We start from the raw sequence: 17,979 nt of genomic DNA on the forward strand, positions 1-17,979 counted from the left end.
GGTCGAACGTTGGAGTTGACCAAAGGAACACCATGGAAGTCATCCTGCGCAAGGACGTCCCCAACCTGGGCAACCAGGGCGATATCGTTACCGTCAAGCCCGGTTACGCCCGCAATTACCTCATCCCGCAGCAGTTCGCCATGCCGCTGACCAAGGGCGCCCGGCGGCAGATCGAGGCCGAGCACGCCGCCCGCCGCCGCCGCCTCCAGGCGCGCCGCGACGAGCACCAGGCCCTGGCCGACAGCATCGACGACAAGAGTTTCACCGTCGCCGCCAAGGCCGGCGAAACCGGCCGCCTCTACGGCTCCGTCGGCGAGAACGAGATCGTCGAGCTCCTCGACACCGTCATGGGGCTCAAGATCGAACGCGCCATGGTCAAGCTCGACGACCACATCAAGCAGGTCGGCGTCTACCACGTCCCCATCCGCTTCCAGGAGGGCATCGAGCCCCAGATCAAGCTCTGGGTCGTTCCCGAGGGCGAAGAGGCCGTCGGCCTGCCCGAGGACGCCCCCGCACCCCAGCTCTTCGTCGGCGGCACCCAGAGCCTCGACGTCGCCAAGGCCCACGCCCGCGAGCTGGTCGGCGCCGCCGTGCCCGACGAGGAACTCCCCGCGGCTCCCGCCGGCGAGGAACCCGAGGAAACCCTGGCCGAGGCCGCCGAGGATGCAGGCGACTCCGACGACACCCCGGAAGCTCCGGACGAAGCAACCGAAGTCGCGGCTGAAGACGCCGCCACCGGGGACGTCACTGCCGAAGACACTGCCGAAGACACTGCCGAAGACACTGCCGAAGACAAAGAAGACGAGAAGGCCTAGCCTTCCCGGAAGTCCGGTTGCCAGCGACGACGGGCCCCGCGGGGTCCGTCGTTTTATTGGGCCTCAGCTAACCTGAGCGGACCACTCGAGCAGTTGAACCTGCAGGTCGTCGAGACAACTGTCATCATTGCCGCGCCTGTAGTAACGATATGCCGTATCGCGCCGGCTGCCCGGGTCCTTGGGCCACAAGAACACTCGACCGGAATGAACGAGCGCTCTCATGAAGGTCAGCTCGAGACAGCTTCGCCTGTCTTGGGCGATGTGGACATTTCCCGCCGCATCTCTTGCAGTTACATCTTGCAGTTGCATCGACCAGCGGCCACCTTGCATAATATCCCGGCAGCTCATTGCACCACGGTGAACACCTCAGAACCGAGCCAGCAGCTCTGGATGAGCAGGTAAGCAACCCGCCGGGCCGTTGCCCGCCTATCCAACCACCGCCCGACAACCCTTGCCGTTCAGCACCTCCGACCCGGGCCGCAATTCACCGCCGGCGCCGCGCAGCGGGGGCCCGCCCGACACGATGAGCCGATCGGTTCGTGAGCTCAGCAACCGTGAAACACGCCTATGACGAGGCCCGGCGCGGTTCTTGCCGCGCCGGACGCCGGCGTCCGGCGCGAATGCAAGAAGCGTGACGGGCCGGGGGCGGGGAAGGGTTAATCGTTGTCCCCGTAGACCACGATGTGCTCGGGATGCTCCTCGATGGGCCGGAAGCGTTTGCGGTTGAACCACAGGTAGGCCGCCCCGGCGAGGAAGCCGCCGATGTGGGCGAACCAGGCCACCCCGCCGGAGAAGTCGGCCACGATGGCCGTCCAGCCGTTGAAGAGCTGGACGATGAACCAGAAGGGCAGCACCAGGAAAGCCGGCAGGCGCACGGCCCAGAAGATGATCACGATGGGCACCAGGGTCAGGATCCGCGCCTTGGGGAACAGCACCAGATAGGCCCCCAGCACCCCGGCGATGGCCCCCGAGGCGCCGATGACCGGGCTGGCGCTGGTGGGGGCGAAGATGAACTGGATGAAGGTCGCCGCCAGGCCGCACAGCAGATAGAAGACCAGGTAGCGCAGATGACCCAGCCGGTCCTCGACGTTGTCGCCGAAGACCCAGAGGAAGAGCATGTTGCCGGCGATATGGATGAACCCGCCGTGGAGAAACATCGACAGGAAGGGGGCGTAGAACAGCCGGGCGATGCGGATGCCGCGCAGGGAGAGGTGGATGGTGTAGTCGGCGGGGACGAAGGCGTTCTGCAGGAAGATGCCGCGCAGCTTGTCACCCATGAACAGTTCCAGCAGGAACAGCCCGACGTTGAGGGCGATGATCGCCGTGTTGACGTAGGGGAAGCTGCGATGCTCGATGTCATCCTTGAGCGGGATCAAGGCTGTTCCTCACCGGTTATGGCGGCGGCGATCGTCGGGCCGCGGTACAGGCCGTCGTCGGCGACGGCCCACAGCCGACCCGCGTCGTCGGCGGTCAGCTCGCGGAGTGTTTTCGGGGAACCGGCGACGGGTCGCCAGTTGAGCAGCTCGCCGGGGCTGCTGTAGACTCCGGCGGCACGGATACCGGCGGTGGAGATCAGCAGGCGGCCTTCGTCGCGGACCAGGGCGGTGATGTAGTTGTACTCCGGTCCCCGGCCGCGTTCCTTGGTGAACGATCCGCCGCCGTCTGCGGAGCGGTAGAGGCCGTGGTACATCGAGCCCAGGTAGAGGGTCTCGGCCGCGGGGTCGTAGTCGAGCAGGGTGATCCGCTCGGCCTCGAGGGGGGTTTCCCTGGAGCCCGCAACCCCTTGCCAGCTTTCTCCCTCCAGGCGCCAGAGCCCGTCGCCCAGGGTCCCGGCGTAGATCACATCGTCGACGGCGGCCACGGCGGTGACGGCGTGATCCGGCAGACCGGCGGGCAGCGCCGCGAGGACTCCGGGGGCGGTGAGGCGGTGGACCATCCCCACTCCGCCGACCAGGAGGCCGTCTGTGTCCGCGGCCAGGGACCACAACGGCTCGTCGAAGGCGGTGTGGTCGAGTCGGCCGCCGGGCTCCAGCGTCCATAAACCGGCGTCCGTGGCGGCGTAGAGGATACCTTCGTGGGTCAGCAAACGGTGGATGTTGAGGTCTTCGCTGCCCGAAACGCGGTTCCAGCCGTCATCCCCGTCGCGCCACAGGCCGTCGCCCAGGGTGCCCACGAGGAGTCGGCCGTCGTCGTCGAGGACCAGACAGCGCAACTCGGCGCTCGTCGGGAGTTCGACGAACTCCCAGACATCGTCACTGTCGCAGGCCGCGGCGAGGCTGAGGGCGACGGCTAACGGGAGCAACGTAAAACTGGAGACGTTGTTTTTCATTGCGACCGAGTTTACCAGAGGTCGGGGACGGTAACAAGAGTCCGGCTGCGGCGGAGCCTACAAACAAAGAGACGCAAAGACACGGCTCCCGGCCGTGTCTTTGCTGTTTCGGCTTCCAGTCGGATTTTCAGTCCAGTCCCCGGCGAATCAAACGGCGGTGGTCGAGGAGGAGTACCCGACTCGCGGCGTCCTGCAGCGCTCCCCGGATCACTCCGTCGTCGTGCGGTTCGAGTCCCTCGGCGTCAATGGTCGTCAGCTCACCGGCCTCCTCGGCCAGCAGCACCACGGCGCCGTTGCGGTTCTCGACGACGACGCCGTAGGGGTAGTCGGCCTCGACGGGTCCTTCGAGGACCAGGGCCGCCAGGGCCCGGCCGTCGTGCAGCGTCAGTCCGGCGCAACGCTCCGGCGGGTTGGGCGCGGGGTGCAGTCGGGGGGCGCGCAGGATCTCGCCCACGCCGACCAGGCTGACCGCCCAGCGCTTGCCCGCCAGGGGAAAGACCAGCAACCGCAGTCGTGGCCCGTCAAGCATCACCCTCCTCGGAGTCGAAGGCCGCCGGGTTCAAGACGATGCGTGGTCGGCCGTGGATCTCGACGACGCCACGGAAATAGGCCGTTGGCGCCCGGCTGGCCTGGGTCGGGAAGGGGCTCAGTTCCTCGGGCGCGGCGGCGACGATGTCGCCCAGCTCGTCGATGTAGAGCACGACCTCAGCAACGCCGCCGCGCAGGCGCAACAGTTTGTCGAAGGTCGCCTTGGGCCGACGCTTGCCCCGCCGGCCCAGCTCGCGCTGCCAGGGGCCGAAGCGGGGCCCGCCCTTGCCCGGGTTATCCTCGATGCGGGCCAGCTCAGCCACCGCTACGGCGTAGGCCAGCTCTTCGATCTCGAACAACAGCAGGTCCATCGCTACCTCAGGGTTGACGGCCGGCCAGTTGCAGGAATAAGGCGCCCAGCTCGAAGGCGGAGACGGTCGCGGCCCGGACACCGGCCTCGAGCACGGCGGAGGGCATGCCCCAGACGACGGAACTCAGGCGGTCCTGGACGTAGGTGGTTCCGCCGGCACGCTCCAGCTCACGCATCCCGGCGGCGCCGTCGGCACCCATGCCGCTGAGGATCACCCCGGCGGCTCCGGCTCCGTAGGCCCGGGCGACGCTTTCCAGCAGCACCGTGGCCGAGGGGATGTGCCCGGCGACGGGATCGGCGGTCAACAGGCGGAAGCGTCCCTTGTCGTCGACCTGCAGGTGGGAGCGCGGGGCGGCCAGGTAGATCCGGCCCGGGATCACCCGCTCGCCGTCGACGGGCCTTCGAACCTCGAGGGCGCAGACGCGCTGGAAGATCCGCAGCAGCTCCTCGTAGAACGACGGGGTAATGTGCTGGACTACGGCCACGGGAACGGGATAGTCCGCCGGCAGGGCGGCCAGCAGTCTACGCAGCAGGGCCGGTCCCCCCGTCGAGGCGCCGACGGCGATGAAGCGCACCGGGGGGTCGACGTCGTCCCGGGGCGGCGGTTGACGTCGTTTGGTCGGCGCGGCGGCGCGGGGCGCTACGGCCGTCGTCGGTGACGGTTCCGGGGTGGTTTTTTCTGCCGCACGTTCGCCAGTTTCCCGCCGTTCCAGGGGGGCGAAGCGCACCGGGCGGATGCGCGAGGCCAGCAGAACCTTGGCGATCAGCTCCTCGGCGATCAGGTGCAGGTCCAGGGAAACGCTGCGCGAGGGTTTTAGTACGCAGTCGATGGCCCCCAGGCTTAACGCCTCGACGGTGTAGGCGGCGCCCTGTTTGGTGTAGGAGGAGACCATCACCACGGGCACCGGATTGGTGTTCATCAGCCGTCGAACGGCCTCGATGCCGTCCATGCGCGGCATGACCACGTCCATGGTCACGACGTCGGGCCGCAGCTCGTTGACCCTGGTCAGGGCCTGCGCACCGTCGGCGGCGAAACCGACGACCTCGAGCCGGGGATCGGCGTCCAGCAGGTCGGCCAGGGTGCGCCGGACGAAGTTGGAGTCGTCGACCACCAGGACGCGGACGCGCTTGGGGTTCGTTGCGGAGTTCACCTCGGCGAGACCTTTGAAAAACGTTTACGGCGCTTTCGCGGCCCTGCATGGCCGGAACCGGCACGGTTTTTGCGGAGTTTGGCGCCTGCGGCCGTCCGGAGCGCGGCGGGGCTGCAAAAACCGTGCCGGTTCCGGCGTTGGGGTTCGCGTGGCGGCGGGGCGGTCTTCCCGGCGGTCGTTTTTCAAAGGTCTCGCCGCTGACGGTCGGAGCTGGGACCTCAGCGACCGCTGAGTTGGAGGAGCTGCTTGACCAGGCGTTCTTCGTTGAAGGGTTTGGTCAGGAAGGTTTCCACTCCGAGTTCCTGGGCCCGCTGACGGTGTTTCTCGCCGGTGCGGGCGGTCAGGATCATCACGGGCAGGTGGCGGGTGCGGGAGTTGCTCTTGATCTCGCTGATCAACTCGTAACCGTGCATCCGGGGCATTTCGAGGTCGGTGAGGACGCAGTCGATCTCCTCGCGCTCCAGGATGTCGAGGGCTTCGAGGCCGTCGGCGGCGGTCAGCACGCTGAAGCCGCGGCGGGAGAGCATCCGGCCGACGAAGTTGCGGATGCTGACCGAATCGTCGACCAGCAGGACGCGGACGCCGTAGCCCACGCCGGCGGAGTCCGGGGTCAGGGTGAGTTTCTCGCGGCGGGGTTTGGTCCGGCGCGGGGCGGGTTGGTCATCGACGACGGTCTGATCGGGTCGTTGGAGCTCGGTCGTCGGTGTCGTCGGAGGCTCTTCGGTTTCGAGGGGCGCAGCGGGACGGCGTTGCGGGGCGCGCCCGATCAGGTCGTCGGGGTTGATGATCAGGGCCACGCTGCCGTCGCCCAGGGTGGTGGAGCCGCCGAACATCGGCAGGTTCTTCAGCAGCCCGCCGGTGGGCTTGACCACCATCTCCTGCTTGCCGACGAGTTCATCGACGACGAGACCGACCCGGCGCTCGCTCTGGCGCACGATCACCAGAAACTGGTCCGTCGTTTGCGAGGGCAGGTCGAAGAGTTCGTCGAGGCGCCGCAGGGGCAGCAGGTCGTCGCGGTGGCGGTAGACCTCGCGTCCGGAGAGGCTCGTTAGGTCATCGGGGGCCAGCATCAGGGTTTCTTCGACTTCGGTCAGCGGCAGGGCGAAGGTCTGGCCGCCGACGGTGACGAACAGCCCCTCGCTGATACCCAGGGTCAGCGGCAGGGTGAGGATGAAGCGGGTGTAGGCGCCGGGCTCGCTCTTTAAGTCCAGAGTGCCCTTGATTTCCTTGAGCCGTTTGGCGACGATGTCCAGGCCGAAGCCGCGCCCCGCGGTCTCGGTCAGCTCGGCGGCGGTGGAGAAACCGGGGCGGAAGATCAGTTCGCGCAAGGTATCGTCGTCGGCGGAGTCGAACTCCTCCCGGCTGATCAGGCCCAGTTCGAGGGCCCGGCGGCCGACGGCCCGGGGATCGATGCCCGCGCCGTCGTCGTAGACCTCGAGCACGACGGAGTTGCCCAGGTGGTAGGCCTCCAGGCTGACCGTGCCGCGGACGGGCTTGCCGAGGGCCCGGCGTTCCTCCGTGGTCTCGACGCCGTGGGCCACGGCGTTGCGGATCAGGTGGGTGATCGGCGTCAGCAGGTCGTCGAGGAGCTTCTTGTCGATCTCGGTCTGCTCGCCGCTGACCTCGAAGTCCAGTTCCTTGTCGTAGTAGCGAGCGATGTCCCGGGCGGCGCGGCGGAAGCGGGTGGCCACGCTGGCGAAGGGCACCATCCGCACCAGGGTGACCTCGTCCTGGATGTTGCCGGCGATCAGGGACAGCTCGTTGAGGTGTTCGGAGAGCAGCCCGACGGCCCGCTGGTAGTTCTCGTTCAGGTTGGAGAAGTCGGAGCCCTGTCCGCTCAGGTCGCGGTTGAGGGCGTCGAGCTCGCTGAAGCGGTCGAACTCGTGGGGCGAGAAATCACTGATCGTCGAATGCCGGGTCCCGGCGTCGGCGCCCGCGGCCGCCCCGACGCCCCGGGCGGCGTACTCGTTGAGGCGGCGGGCGGCGGCCTGGAGCTCGGCGAGCTGTTCGGTGTAGCCGTCGGAGAGGCCGGCCAGCTCGGTGATGATCTCGTCGATGCGCGTCCGGGTGATCACCAGCTCGCCGGCCAGGTTGAGCAGGACGTCGAGGCGGGCCGGATCGACCCGGAAGCCGTGGGAGCGGGCGACGCCGGTGACTTCGGCGCGCGGAGCCGCGGCCTCGGCGGGGGTGCGTTCGAGCTCCTCGAACGCGCCGAGCAGCTCGGCCACCCCGGCGGTCAAATCGCGGATCCGCCGGTGGGTCTCCTCTTCGGTGACCACCTCGCGGCCCTGCTCGATGACGGTCTCCAGTAGCAGGGCGGCGGTGTCGGTCAGCTCGAAGAGCAGATCGATGCCGTCGACGGGCACGGCGTGTTCCAGCTCGTCGGCCCGGCTGAGCAGGTCCTCCATCGCTTTGGCGGTGCGGCTCATGGCGTTGAAGCCCAGCATCGCCGCGGCGCCCTTGAGGGTGTGGGCCTCGCGCATCAGCTCGCGGATCAGCTCGAGGCTGTCGGTTTCGTTCTCCAGCAGCAACAGGTTGGAGTTGAGCTGGTCGATCAGCTCCTCGGCCTCCGCGGTGAAGATGTCGAGCATCTCGGAGCGCACACCGCCGTCAGCGTCGGACACGGCGGCGGCCGGTTCGGCTTCCTCCGGCGGGGGCTCGACCGGGGCGGCGGCTTCTTCCCGTCGCGGTTTGTAACCGCCGAAGAGTTGTTCGGCCAGGCTGTCTTCCTCGACGGGCGGTTTCTCGACTGCGGGTTCGGCGGCGGCCGGTTCGTCGGGCCGACCCGCGGCGGCGGCGAAGGCCGCGCGCACGGTGTGGACGGCCTCGGCGCCCGGAGGCGCACCGGCGCGGCGGGCGTTCTCCAGCTCCTCGTAGGCCGCCTGCCAGAGAGAGTTTACCCGCTCGTCGTCGTGGTTCTCCCGCAAACGGCGCAGCAACTCGACCAGGGCGGTGACGACCTCGGCGTCCGGCGCCTCGGCCTCCAGGGCGTCGGCCAGCTCGGCGCCGCGCTCGAGCAGCTCCCCGAGGGCTTCCTCCGTCGGCGGCTCGGCGCTCGGCAGGTCGGCGAGGCGGTCCAGGGCCTCCTCAACGGCGGCGGGATCTCCCTCGGGCAGGGCCTCGAGGTGGGCGGCCAGGCGCTCCAGCAACACCACCAGGGCGGCGGGGACCTCCTCGGCGGTTAAATCGAGCTTGCCGAGGCGTTCCCGCAGGCGCTCGAAGAAACCTTCCTCGCGGTCGAAGCCGCTCCAGAGTGAGGCCTGCAGACAGCCGTCGACGGCGCGCAGCAGCTCGGGACGCTGCGGTTCGTCGGCGGTCAGCTGCACCGCCAGCTCCTCGAGCAGGGGCTCGAGCTGGGAGCGGTAGTCCTCCAAGGGCCGTTGGTCAGTCATCGTCTCGTTTCCCCGGTTGGTCGTCCAGGTCGGCGAACAGCCTCTCCAGTTCCGTGATCGCCTCGTCCTCCTGCAGGTCGCCCGTTTCGTAGCCCGCGATCATCTCGCCGAGGCGCTCCCGCCAGCGGGCCAGGGCCTGCAGTTCAGCCCGTTTGATCCGGCGCTCCTCGAAGAGGTACTCCTGCAGCCGCTGCTCACCCAGACGGGCGGCCCGGGCGGTATTGTCCAGCCCCAGGCTCAGCGCCGAACCACGGACCGTGTGGGCCAGCCGGTAGAGCTCGTAGTTGGCGTCCTCCACCAGCTCCAGCTCCGGATAGGTCGCCAGCAGCTCGGCGAACCGCCCCAGGTTGGCCCCGGCTTCGGCGATGAAGGTCTGGATCAGCTCGTATCTCGTCCGACTCACGCGCCTTCCCCCCGCCGTCGGCGAGTGCGCCGACTCTTGCGGTAGAGCGGCAATCCGGCGAAATCGACCAACCGAAAGCGCTCGCTGATGCCGAACAGGCTCTCGGAATGGCCGATGAACAGGTAGCCGTCCTCGACCAGGCCGCGGTGGAGCAGTTCGGCGATGCGTTGGATGCAGTCGACCTCGAAGTAGATCAGGACGTTGCGGCAGAAGATGACGTCGACGGGGGCGTCGAAGGGCGGTGGACGCAGCAGGTTGTGACGGCGGGGCCGCACGATCCGGCGCAGGGATTCCCGCAGTCTGCCGAGGTCGGATCCCAGCGGTTCGAGATACCTCTGGCGCAGTCCGGCGGGGATGCGCTCCAGCTCGGAGCGGCGGTAGATCCCGGCGGCGGTACGCTCCACGGCGCGACGGGAGAGGTCCGTGGCCCAGACCTCCAGCTCCCAGTCCCGCCGCGTTCCCAGCACCTCCCGAGCCGTCATCGCCAGGGAATAGGGCTCGTGGCCGCCGGCGCAGCCGGCGCTCCACAGCCGCAGGGTTCGCCGGTCCGCGAAGCCCTTGCGCGAGATGATCGCCGGCAGGACGTACTCCCGCAGCACGTGGAACTGGGGCTCGTTGCGGAAGAAGGAGGTCTCCTGGACCAGCAGATCCTCGAGCAGGGTTTCGTACTCCTCGCCGTCGGACTGTAGTTGGAGGCGGTAGTGGGCGGGGTCGTCGAGCCCCAGGTGCTTCATCCGCCGGGCCACCCGGTTGGCCAGCTGGTAGAGCCGGCCCTTGGAGTAGGCCAGTCCGCTGCGCCTCTGCACCAGTTCGCGCAGAGACTCAAGCTGCGCCAGCTCGGTGCCGGTCAGTCTCTCGACCAGATCGGCCATGCGGGGCCCGGTTAACCTTCCTCACCTTCGTCGTTGACGAGGAACTCGTCGGGGACCTTGAAGTTGGCCAGCTCGGCGAGCAACTGTTCGGAGATCTTGCCCAGGTCCTCGGCGGCCTGGAGGGACTGGTTGACGCCGACGAGGTTCTGTCGGGTGACCTCGCTGATCTCCTCCATCGACTGGACGATGCCTTCGGCGCCCTTGGCCTGCTGCTTCGAGGCCAGGGAGATCTCCTGGATCAACTGGGCCGAGGCGTTGACGTTCTCGGTGATCTCGGTCAGCGAGCCGCCGGCCTTCTCGGCCAGGTCGGCGCCTTCCTCGACCTGCCCGGCGCTGGATTCCATCAGTCGGACGGCCTCGGCGGTCTCGCTCTGGATGCCCTGGATCAGGGTGGCGATATCCTTGGTGGCCTTGGCCGAGCGCTCGGCCAGCCGGCGGATCTCGTCGGCGACGACGGTGAAGCCGCGGCCGGCCTCGCCGGCGCGGGCGGCCTCGATGGCGGCGTTGAGCGCCAGCAGGTTGGTCTGGGTGGCGATGTCGTCGATGACCTCGATGATCTCGCCGATCTCGACGGAGCTCTCCCCCAGGGCCTTGATGCGCTCGGCGGTGCCCTGGACGGTCTCGCGGATGGCCAGCACCGCCCGGACGGCCTCGCCGACCTCCTTCTCGCCCTCGGAGGCGATCTCCGAGGCCCGGTTGGCGGCCTCGGCCGTGGCGGCGGCGTTGTCGGAGACCTGAGAGATCGAGATGCTCATCTCCTCGACGGCCGAGGTGACGTTGGCGATCTGTTCGGCCTGGATCTCCGAGGAGCGGCTCATCTGCTCCGTGGTGGCGATGATCTCGCTGGAGGCCGAGACCACGCGGGAGGATGTCGTGTTGACCCGGGCCATCAGCCGGCCGAGCTGTTCGATCATCAGGTTGAAGGAGTCGCCCAGGGAGCCGACGACGTCGGCGGTCACCTCGGCCCGTCCGGTCAGATCGCCCTCGGCGGCGTCGGAGGTGACGGCCAGCAGGCGCATCATCGAGGCGTTGAGCGCCTCGCGTTCGGTCTCGGTCTGGATCAGCGCCAGGATGCGGTCGAGCATGGTGTTGAGCGATTCGCCCAGGGCCTGGAGCTCGTCGCCGGTCTGGATGTCGACGCGCTGTTGGTAATCACCGGCCGCGATATTCTCGGTCACCTCGGCCAGCTCGGTCAGCGGCTTGGTCAGCCGGGTGCCGAACAGGACGCCGGCGCCCACGGCCAGCACGATGGTCACCGCGGCGATGATGATCGCCGTGTTGCGACCGGTCTGGGCGGCGGCGACCGCCTCGTCGTACTCGATCTCGGCGATCAGGCCGTAGGTCAACTGGGCCTCCTGCACCCGCTCCCAGGCGTCCAGGCCGCGGATGTCCGGCCCGATGGGCACCTCGTAGTAGACGCCCATGACCTCCTCGCCGCGGTAGTTGGTGTAGACGCCGCGGTGGGGGTCGGTCAGCAGGATCTCCCTCTCGGCCAGCTCCCGGGTGGCCCGGGTGTCGATGGCCTGCTCCAGGATCGTCGATTCCTCGCCGAAACGGGAGTCCGAGCGCATCAGGTTGTCCGAGCCGACGATGTAGGTCTCGCCGGTCTCGCCCAGCATCTCGGAGCGGATCAGCAGGGAGTTGATCCGCGCCGGATCGATCTGCACCGCCACGGCGCCGATGATCGTCGTCCCCCCGGGGGCGCGCACCGGGGCGGCGATGAACATCGCCGGGTTGCCCGTCGGCTGGTAGATCTCGTAGTCGACGACGTTGGTCTCCCCGGTCAGCGCCGTGCGCACGCAGACGCCCAGGTTGGTGTCCTTGTAGGGCCCGCCCTTGAGGTTGGTGCCCATCTCCTCGCCGCGCAGCACCGAGTAGAGGACGTCGCCGTTGGTGGCCACCACGTAGACATCCTTGTAGCCGTAGTTGGAGCGGAACTCCTTGAGGAAACGGGAGTAGGGCTCGATGGTCTCGGTGTAGAGCGGGCTGTCCACGTCGCGGCCCAGCTCGACGAACAGGGGCTGGACGAACTGCAGCATCTCGAGGGTGCTGAAGTCCCGGCTGAGGACGGCCACGTCGGAGAAGCGGTCGTAGAAGTAGTTCTCCAGGGCGTCGCCGCGGGAGACGCCGATGGCCTCGAAGCTGTCCAGGGTCTGTTGCTCCTGGGCGTCGGCGTTGATGGCGGTGATGACGATGGTCAGGCCGGCCGCCGGGATCAGGGTCAGCAAGACCGCCATCAGGATGATCTTGCCGCGGACGGACATCCGCCGCCAGAACAGCAATGATTTCAGGGAGAACTTAGCCATCTGCCTCTACCTCCAGCGGTCGACCTTGCTGATTGTTAACCTAATCCGGTGCGATGAGAAGGGATGAGTGCGGGTGCCGCGGTCCGACGGGGGCTGGGGCGGCGGGGTCGGTCGGGTCGGCCCCGCCGCTGTCTCTTCGCCAACAGCAGCCTGACGTTCAGCCTAACCTTCCTCGTCTTCTGCTTCTTCTTCTTCGGCGGGTGCCGCCACCGGGGTGGTCACCGGCGGGCCGGACTGGACGATCTCGCAACTGCGGTGCAGGTCCTCGGGGATGGTTACACCCAGCCGGGCGGCGGCGGTTTCGTTGATCAGCCGGGCGCCGTCGACATTGGTCTCGATCGGCATGGTGCTGATCGGTACGCCGTTGAGCACCTTGATCACCATCTCGACGGCCAGCTCGCCGTGATCCGTGCCGGTGATGCAGTCGCCGAGGAGGGCGCCGTCGTCGCGGACGGTAAAGGCCCAGGTGGCCGTCGTCGGCAGGTCGGTGTTCCGCAGCGTCCACTCCAGCACCTCGGGTCCGGTGATGTGGTCGCCGTTGGCCCGGCTCAGGGTGTGGTAGACGGTGAGCATGATGAAGTCCGCCGTGGCGTTGGCCTCGGCGACGGCCTCCTTCCAGACGTCGAACTCGCCGATCTGCTCCTCCATCACCACCTCGATGCCGTAACTGGGCGCCTGCTCCTTGTAGTACTCCATGTGGGGCGGGGCCACGGTGGCGTCGTCGTTGAGCAGGGCCATCCGCGTAGCCTCGGGGTAGAGCTGGCGCAGGATCTCGATGGTGCCGGCGAAGCGGGCCTGGTGCAGACAGCCGCTGATATTGTGACCCGGATTGTCCAGGTTGTCGGCCACGCCGTAGTGGTCGACGGGGTCGTTATTCACCGCGGCGAAGACCACGGGGATGTCCTTGTCGAGCATCTGGACGCCGAAGTACTCCATCGCGTTGTCGGCGATCAGGATCACTGCGTCGGGTTGCTGCTCCTCGACGTAGGCCAGGGTCTCGCTCCCGGCCCGGGTCATGAACTCCACATCGGGGTTGCGCTTGGTGTCCATGTAGTAGTACTCGAGGTTGTAGTCCTCGCCCTCCACCCAGCGCGAGTCGGCGAAGGCGGTCTCGATGCCCGCGTTGACCTCCTGGACCCAGTTGTACTCCGGATGGTAGCTGTGAACCACCAGGATGTCGTAGACCGCGCCGGCGTCGGCGTCGGCGTCGGTTGCCGGATCGCCGTCCTCGTCGCAGCCCGTACTCCACAGCAGCGCGAGCAGCGCGGTTAGAACCAGCACTAAGATGGCTCTCGGGTGCTTCATGGTTCCTCCTTGATTTTGCTGGTGATGGACGAAGCCGCCGTCCAGGCCGTCAATCAAGTCGAACCGGCTCCCCTTCGCCGACGAGGCGGGTTGGTTCCTAGAAGACGGTGCAGCTGGCGCGCAGCGAGTCGGTGACTTCGATACCCCAGCGTTCGGCGGCGGCGGCGTTGACCATCCGTTCGCCGTCGACGTTCTCGACTACGGAGATGGTCCCCGGTTCGCGACCGTTCAAGTAAACGCCGATCAGTTTGGCGACCTCTTTGCCCTGGTTGACACCGTTGATGGCCTCGGCGCAGAGGGCGCCGCCCTCGACGGACCAGTCCCAGGTGCCGACGACGGGGATCGGCGAGTTCTCGACGGTCCAGGCCAGGACCTCGTTCTCGTCGATGTGCTCGCCGGCTGCGTTCTCGATGGTGTGATAGAGGGTCAATTGAATGTAGTCGGCCGTTTCGGCGGCGGCGGCCACGGCGGCCCGCCAGTCCTCGAAGGTGCCGACGGCCTCGTCGTAGACGACGTCCAGACCCAGCTCGGCGGCCTGGGCCGTCATCCGCTCGATGACCGGCGGCGCCGTGGTGCCGTCATCGTAGATGAAGGCCACCGCGGCGGCCTCGGGACGCATCTCGCGCAGCAGATCCAGGGTGCCGGCGAAGCGCTCGCGCTCCAGGCAGCCGGTGATGTTATGCCCGGGCTTGTCGTAGCTGTCGACGATGCCGTAGCTCTCGACGGGATCGCTGTTGACGCCGCAGAAGAACACCGCCCGCTCGCCGTCCAGCAGCTCCTCGCTGACGTAGGTCTGGGCGTTGTCGTCGACGGTGATCACGATGTCGGCGTCGAGTTCCTCGATCTTCGCCAGGGCGTCCGCGCCGGCCCGCTCGAATTCCTCGGCGGGGATACGCTTGGTATCCATGTAGAAGTATTCGAGGAGGTAGTCCTCACCCTCGGTCAGGCCGGCGTCGGTCAGTTCGGCCTCCAGGCCCTCGTTGACGTCGGCGACCCACTTGTACTCGGGATGATAGCTGTGAACGACGAGAAGCTGCGACGGAGCGTCCGCGGTCTCGTCCTCGGCGGTGACGGTTTCCTCCTCGCCGTCGCAACCGGCGAAGACGATCAGCAAAGCGAAGCTGAGTAGTATGACGAGGGCAATCCGTTTCATCGAAAGACAACCTCCAGGGGTTGGCCCGCGGCCCGTTCCCCTAACGATAGGGGGCGAAGGCCTCCAGGCGGGTTAGTTCGACGGCGTCCAGGACGCTGACGGGGCCGCCGCCGCGATTGTAGATGCCGATCAGCAGTTTGGGGCGCGGCAACTCCGTCGGCGGCGGCAGCAGTTCAGCGGTGTCGAGTTCGGTGATATCGGAAACGAAGTCGACCAGCAGGGCGAAGGCGGATTCGGGCTCCGGCTCCAGCACCAGCACCCGGTTGGCGGCGCCCCGGTTGCGCCGGGTCAGCTCGAACAGGCCGCTGATCTCCAGCAAACCGGTGACCACGCCGCGCAGGTTGAACAGGCCCAGCACCGTCGACGGCGCGCCGGGGACCGGCGTGACCGACGGCGGGAAGATGATGTCGGTGACGACGGAAACGTCGAGGGCGAAGGTCTCGCCGCCCAAGCCGAACTCGACGAAGCGTCGCCGCTGCGGGGCTTCAGACACTACTCACCTCCGGCTCGTCGACCGGTCTCCGTACTGCGTTTAAGCCGTTCGAACCGCGGCCTCGATCACCGAGGGGGCGATAAACCGAGCTGGTTCTCGACGACCTGCTCGACGACCTGCTGGACGACCTGCTCGACGACTTGCTGGAACTCCTCGGTCTCGAAGGGTTTTAGTTATCTACCTCACAGCTTCGACGGGTGTTTACCGGCCCCTGGGGCTCTGGTCACCCACCCCGGGGCGACCCTAGCCGAGCTGGTTCTCGACGACCTGCTGGAACTCCTCGGTCTCGAAGGGTTTTGTTAGATACTCGTCGGCGCCCTGGCGCAGGCCCCAGAACTTGTCCGAGTCCTGGTCCTTGCTGGTCAGCATGACGACCTTGAGTTTCTCGGTCTTGGGGTCGGAGCGCAGGTCGCGGCAGACCTGGAAGCCGTTCATCTTGGGCAGGATGATGTCCAGGACGATCAGGTCGGGCAGCTCGCTCTTGGCCATCTCCAGACCGGCGGCGCCGTCGGTGGCTTTGATAATATCGTGGCCGAGGGGTTCCAGAGCCTCCAGGACCAGCTCCATGTCGACACTCGAATCCTCGACGACCAGTATCTTTGCCATCGGTTCAACCTACCTTTCACTGGGGTGGTTCCGGCGGGAGGGGGGCCCGCCACCGGGGTTTCCGGCTGGGGTCGTCGACCGACGGGGTCGCTCCCCTGAACGGTCGGGACGCCAAGGCGGCCGACGACGTAAGAATCTCTCTAGTTCAAAGTTGCAAGAAGTGTGCCAATCACGAATCGTCCGGGCCTTCGTCGGGGGTCTTGGAGCAGCGGAAGGGGAAGATTAAGTATAACAAACCGGAACCCTGGGTGCTTTGTCTCAACGCGGGGACGGTCTTTGGTGATCAAAACGGCGACCGGGGCGGCGGCTGTCTCAGTCCTGCTTCATGTAGGCGTAGAGGCCGAGGTCTTCCCAGAGGGCGAAGCGCTCGTGATCCTCCTCGCTGATGGCTTCTCCGTAGGGGTCGACGGGGTGGGGGTAGCGACGCTGGATATCCTGCCAGCGGGCGATCTCTTCTTCGGAGAGCGACATGCGACCCACCTCCGGGGTTGTGGGGGTAGACTGGTGTTGGATCAACCGGTGCGCTGCAGCTTGCGTTCGACCAACTTGCGGGCGATGCGGGTCAGCTCCTCCTCCTTGAAGGGCTTCTCCAGGTAGACGTCGGCGCGGACCAGGCGACCGCGGAGCTTGTCGGTGAAACCGGTCAGCGAGGTCAGCAGGATCACGGGCACGTCGGTGGTACGGGCGTCCTTCTTGAGCTGGCTGCAGACCTCGTAGCCGTTGCGCCCCGGCAGCATGACGTCGAGGACGACCAGATCGGGAGGTTCGGCGACGGCCTTCTCGATGGCGATTTCGCCGTCGGCGGCCTCGAGGATGTCGAAGCCGGCCTCGGAGAGGACGTAGCTGACCAGGTGGCGCGAGGTGATACTGTCGTCGACGACGAGGATGCGGGACTTGCGCTCACCGGCCTCGCCGCGTTTGACGATGCCCAGGTTGAAGAACACCGCCACCGCCTTGAGCACCTCCAGGCGGGAGTGGTGGGACAGGCTGAGCAGATTGTTGACCGTGCGGCGGTTGTTGATCAGCTTCAGGCAGTCCCATTCGACCTGGGAGAACTCGATGTCGTCGGCCAGCTCCTGCTGCTGGATCATCAGCGGGATGTCCAGAGAGCCGATGAGTTCGAGGAGGGACTGCTCCTCGTCGGTGATGCGGGCCACCTCCAGCAGCAGGTTGTCGACGCTCATCGGCTCGGCGAAGCTGCGGGGCAGCTCTTCGTCGTCGATATAATAGACCAGGATGTCCATGTCGTCGGCCAGCTCGCCGTTGATGTGGCGGCGGCTGCCGCGATGCCGGCCGAAGAGGTCCTTGGCCAGCTCGACGGTGCGCAGGCGGAAGGCCTGTTCGACGTGCTCGGCGGTGACGATGCCCTTTCTTATCAGCACCTCGCCGATGACCCGGCCGTTGGCCCGCTGGCGCATTTGGGCCAGCTCGTTCATCAGCAGGCTGTTGGTGATGGCGCCGATGCGCACCAGGTAGGCGCCGATGGGCTCGATCTGGCCCGGGGAATCGGCCCAGATGACCCGGCCCGAGCGCAGGTAGAAATTGACCTCCAGCTCGTTGCTCTTGATGCTGCAGCAGATGGTTTCGCGCTTGAAGCGCAGCAGCTCGAAGATGTCGGGCAGGGACAGCCCGGAGTGGGTGCCTTTCAGGATTACGCGTTCCATCGGGATTGTGCCCCCAAAGCGAAAGACATCATTTTTCGTCGGACGGGTTGGCTGATAACGTCGTTCCGTGGTCTGGCCGGGTTCTGTGCGTTTCGATTGTTCAGGAAGAGGCCCACTGTGTCAGGCGGGTTCGAAGCGGGGATAATGGTCCAACTTCGTCTGTAGACGATAGAAGGCGACAATCTGAAGTATAACTGCGACTAGGTATCTTTTCAAGTAGTGACTGGCTGATTATGACGTAGACGCTTGATCGGAACGCAGGTACCTATAGCAGCGTCGCTGAGTCGCAAGCCACACTCGGCTTTCCCTCGCCGGGACCGCCCGACGGCGGACTGCCGGCGGGATCGGCGCCTTCGGTTGGTGGTTGTCGCCGGGGGAGCGGCGGAAAGTGCCTGCTCCTAACCCGTTCAGGACCAACTTGTCAGGATTGTTACTCGACCGGCGTTGCGGCGGCCCGTTAAACCGCTGCTCGCGCTGTCATCCAGCAGTCTGCGCCATTATCCGGCGGTCTCCGTTTCCCGCGCAATGTTCCAGCAACGTGAGTGCTGCCTGTCGCTTGTTTCAAGCGCTGGGAAAAGACCCCTCGAGCATC

General features: G+C 66.9%; 16 protein-coding genes. 1 reads left to right on the plus strand and 15 read right to left on the minus strand.

The genetic code is table 11. The features are described from left to right. Nucleotides 1-32 precede the first annotated feature (32 nt). Nucleotides 33-815, plus strand: coding sequence for a 50S ribosomal protein L9 (locus tag GF399_07060; protein ID MBD3400073.1), 783 nt, complete (start codon nucleotides 33-35; stop codon nucleotides 813-815). A 656-nt stretch (nucleotides 816-1,471) separates the two neighbouring features. On the opposite strand, the gene GF399_07065 is transcribed toward GF399_07060, so the two are convergent. From GF399_07065 to GF399_07135, 15 genes are all read right to left on the minus strand, one after another. Then, nucleotides 1,472-2,191 carry a rhomboid family intramembrane serine protease gene (locus GF399_07065; GenBank protein ID MBD3400074.1) on the minus strand — a complete coding sequence of 240 codons (720 nt, stop codon included), beginning with the start codon at nucleotides 2,189-2,191 and terminating at the stop codon, nucleotides 1,472-1,474. Next, complete coding sequence (locus tag GF399_07070; GenBank protein MBD3400075.1) at nucleotides 2,188-3,117, minus strand: hypothetical protein; 930 nt, start codon at nucleotides 3,115-3,117, stop codon at nucleotides 2,188-2,190. Before GF399_07070 ends, GF399_07065 begins: the two co-directional genes overlap by 4 nt. 154 nt (nucleotides 3,118-3,271) lie before the next feature. Next, on the minus strand, nucleotides 3,272-3,673 hold the full coding sequence (locus tag GF399_07075) for a hypothetical protein (GenBank protein ID MBD3400076.1): 402 nt from the start codon (nucleotides 3,671-3,673) through the stop codon (nucleotides 3,272-3,274). Continuing rightward, nucleotides 3,666-4,043 (minus strand): hypothetical protein, encoded by a 378-nt coding sequence (locus GF399_07080; protein ID MBD3400077.1) that lies wholly within the window; start codon nucleotides 4,041-4,043, stop codon nucleotides 3,666-3,668. The genes GF399_07075 and GF399_07080 overlap by 8 nt, the downstream gene beginning before the upstream one ends. Before the next feature lie 7 nt (nucleotides 4,044-4,050). Next, the gene (cheB, locus tag GF399_07085) at nucleotides 4,051-5,193 is read right to left on the minus strand and encodes a chemotaxis-specific protein-glutamate methyltransferase CheB (GenBank protein MBD3400078.1); all 1,143 of its coding nucleotides are present in this window, start codon (nucleotides 5,191-5,193) and stop codon (nucleotides 4,051-4,053) included. A gap of 218 nt (nucleotides 5,194-5,411) precedes the next feature. Next, nucleotides 5,412-8,585, minus strand: a complete 3,174-nt coding sequence (locus GF399_07090) for a response regulator (protein ID MBD3400079.1) — start codon at nucleotides 8,583-8,585, stop codon at nucleotides 5,412-5,414. Next, nucleotides 8,578-9,165 carry a hypothetical protein gene (locus GF399_07095; GenBank protein MBD3400080.1) on the minus strand — a complete coding sequence of 196 codons (588 nt, stop codon included), beginning with the start codon at nucleotides 9,163-9,165 and terminating at the stop codon, nucleotides 8,578-8,580. Before GF399_07095 ends, GF399_07090 begins: the two co-directional genes overlap by 8 nt. Beyond that, nucleotides 8,985-9,860, minus strand: a complete 876-nt coding sequence (locus tag GF399_07100) for a hypothetical protein (GenBank protein MBD3400081.1) — start codon at nucleotides 9,858-9,860, stop codon at nucleotides 8,985-8,987. Before GF399_07100 ends, GF399_07095 begins: the two co-directional genes overlap by 181 nt. A gap of 11 nt (nucleotides 9,861-9,871) precedes the next feature. Further along, nucleotides 9,872-12,166 (minus strand): HAMP domain-containing protein, encoded by a 2,295-nt coding sequence (locus GF399_07105; protein ID MBD3400082.1) that lies wholly within the window; start codon nucleotides 12,164-12,166, stop codon nucleotides 9,872-9,874. Nucleotides 12,167-12,328: 162 nt separating this feature from the next. Continuing rightward, on the minus strand, nucleotides 12,329-13,471 hold the full coding sequence (locus GF399_07110; protein MBD3400083.1) for a hypothetical protein: 1,143 nt from the start codon (nucleotides 13,469-13,471) through the stop codon (nucleotides 12,329-12,331). Nucleotides 13,472-13,568: 97 nt separating this feature from the next. Continuing rightward, nucleotides 13,569-14,624, minus strand: coding sequence for a hypothetical protein (locus GF399_07115; protein ID MBD3400084.1), 1,056 nt, complete (start codon nucleotides 14,622-14,624; stop codon nucleotides 13,569-13,571). 40 nt (nucleotides 14,625-14,664) lie between these two features. After that, the gene (locus GF399_07120; protein MBD3400085.1) at nucleotides 14,665-15,117 is read right to left on the minus strand and encodes a hypothetical protein; all 453 of its coding nucleotides are present in this window, start codon (nucleotides 15,115-15,117) and stop codon (nucleotides 14,665-14,667) included. A 243-nt stretch (nucleotides 15,118-15,360) separates the two neighbouring features. Continuing rightward, entirely contained in the window at nucleotides 15,361-15,723 is a 363-nt protein-coding gene (locus GF399_07125; GenBank protein MBD3400086.1) for a response regulator, read from the minus strand. Nucleotides 15,724-16,035: 312 nt separating this feature from the next. Next, nucleotides 16,036-16,194, minus strand: a complete 159-nt coding sequence (locus GF399_07130) for a hypothetical protein (GenBank protein ID MBD3400087.1) — start codon at nucleotides 16,192-16,194, stop codon at nucleotides 16,036-16,038. A gap of 41 nt (nucleotides 16,195-16,235) precedes the next feature. Further along, the gene (locus GF399_07135) at nucleotides 16,236-17,387 is read right to left on the minus strand and encodes a response regulator (GenBank protein ID MBD3400088.1); all 1,152 of its coding nucleotides are present in this window, start codon (nucleotides 17,385-17,387) and stop codon (nucleotides 16,236-16,238) included. Nucleotides 17,388-17,979: the final 592 nt, after the last annotated feature.

It is taken from the genome of Candidatus Coatesbacteria bacterium (genome assembly GCA_014728225.1).
Classification (GTDB): domain Bacteria; phylum RBG-13-66-14; class RBG-13-66-14; order RBG-13-66-14; family RBG-13-66-14; genus WJLX01.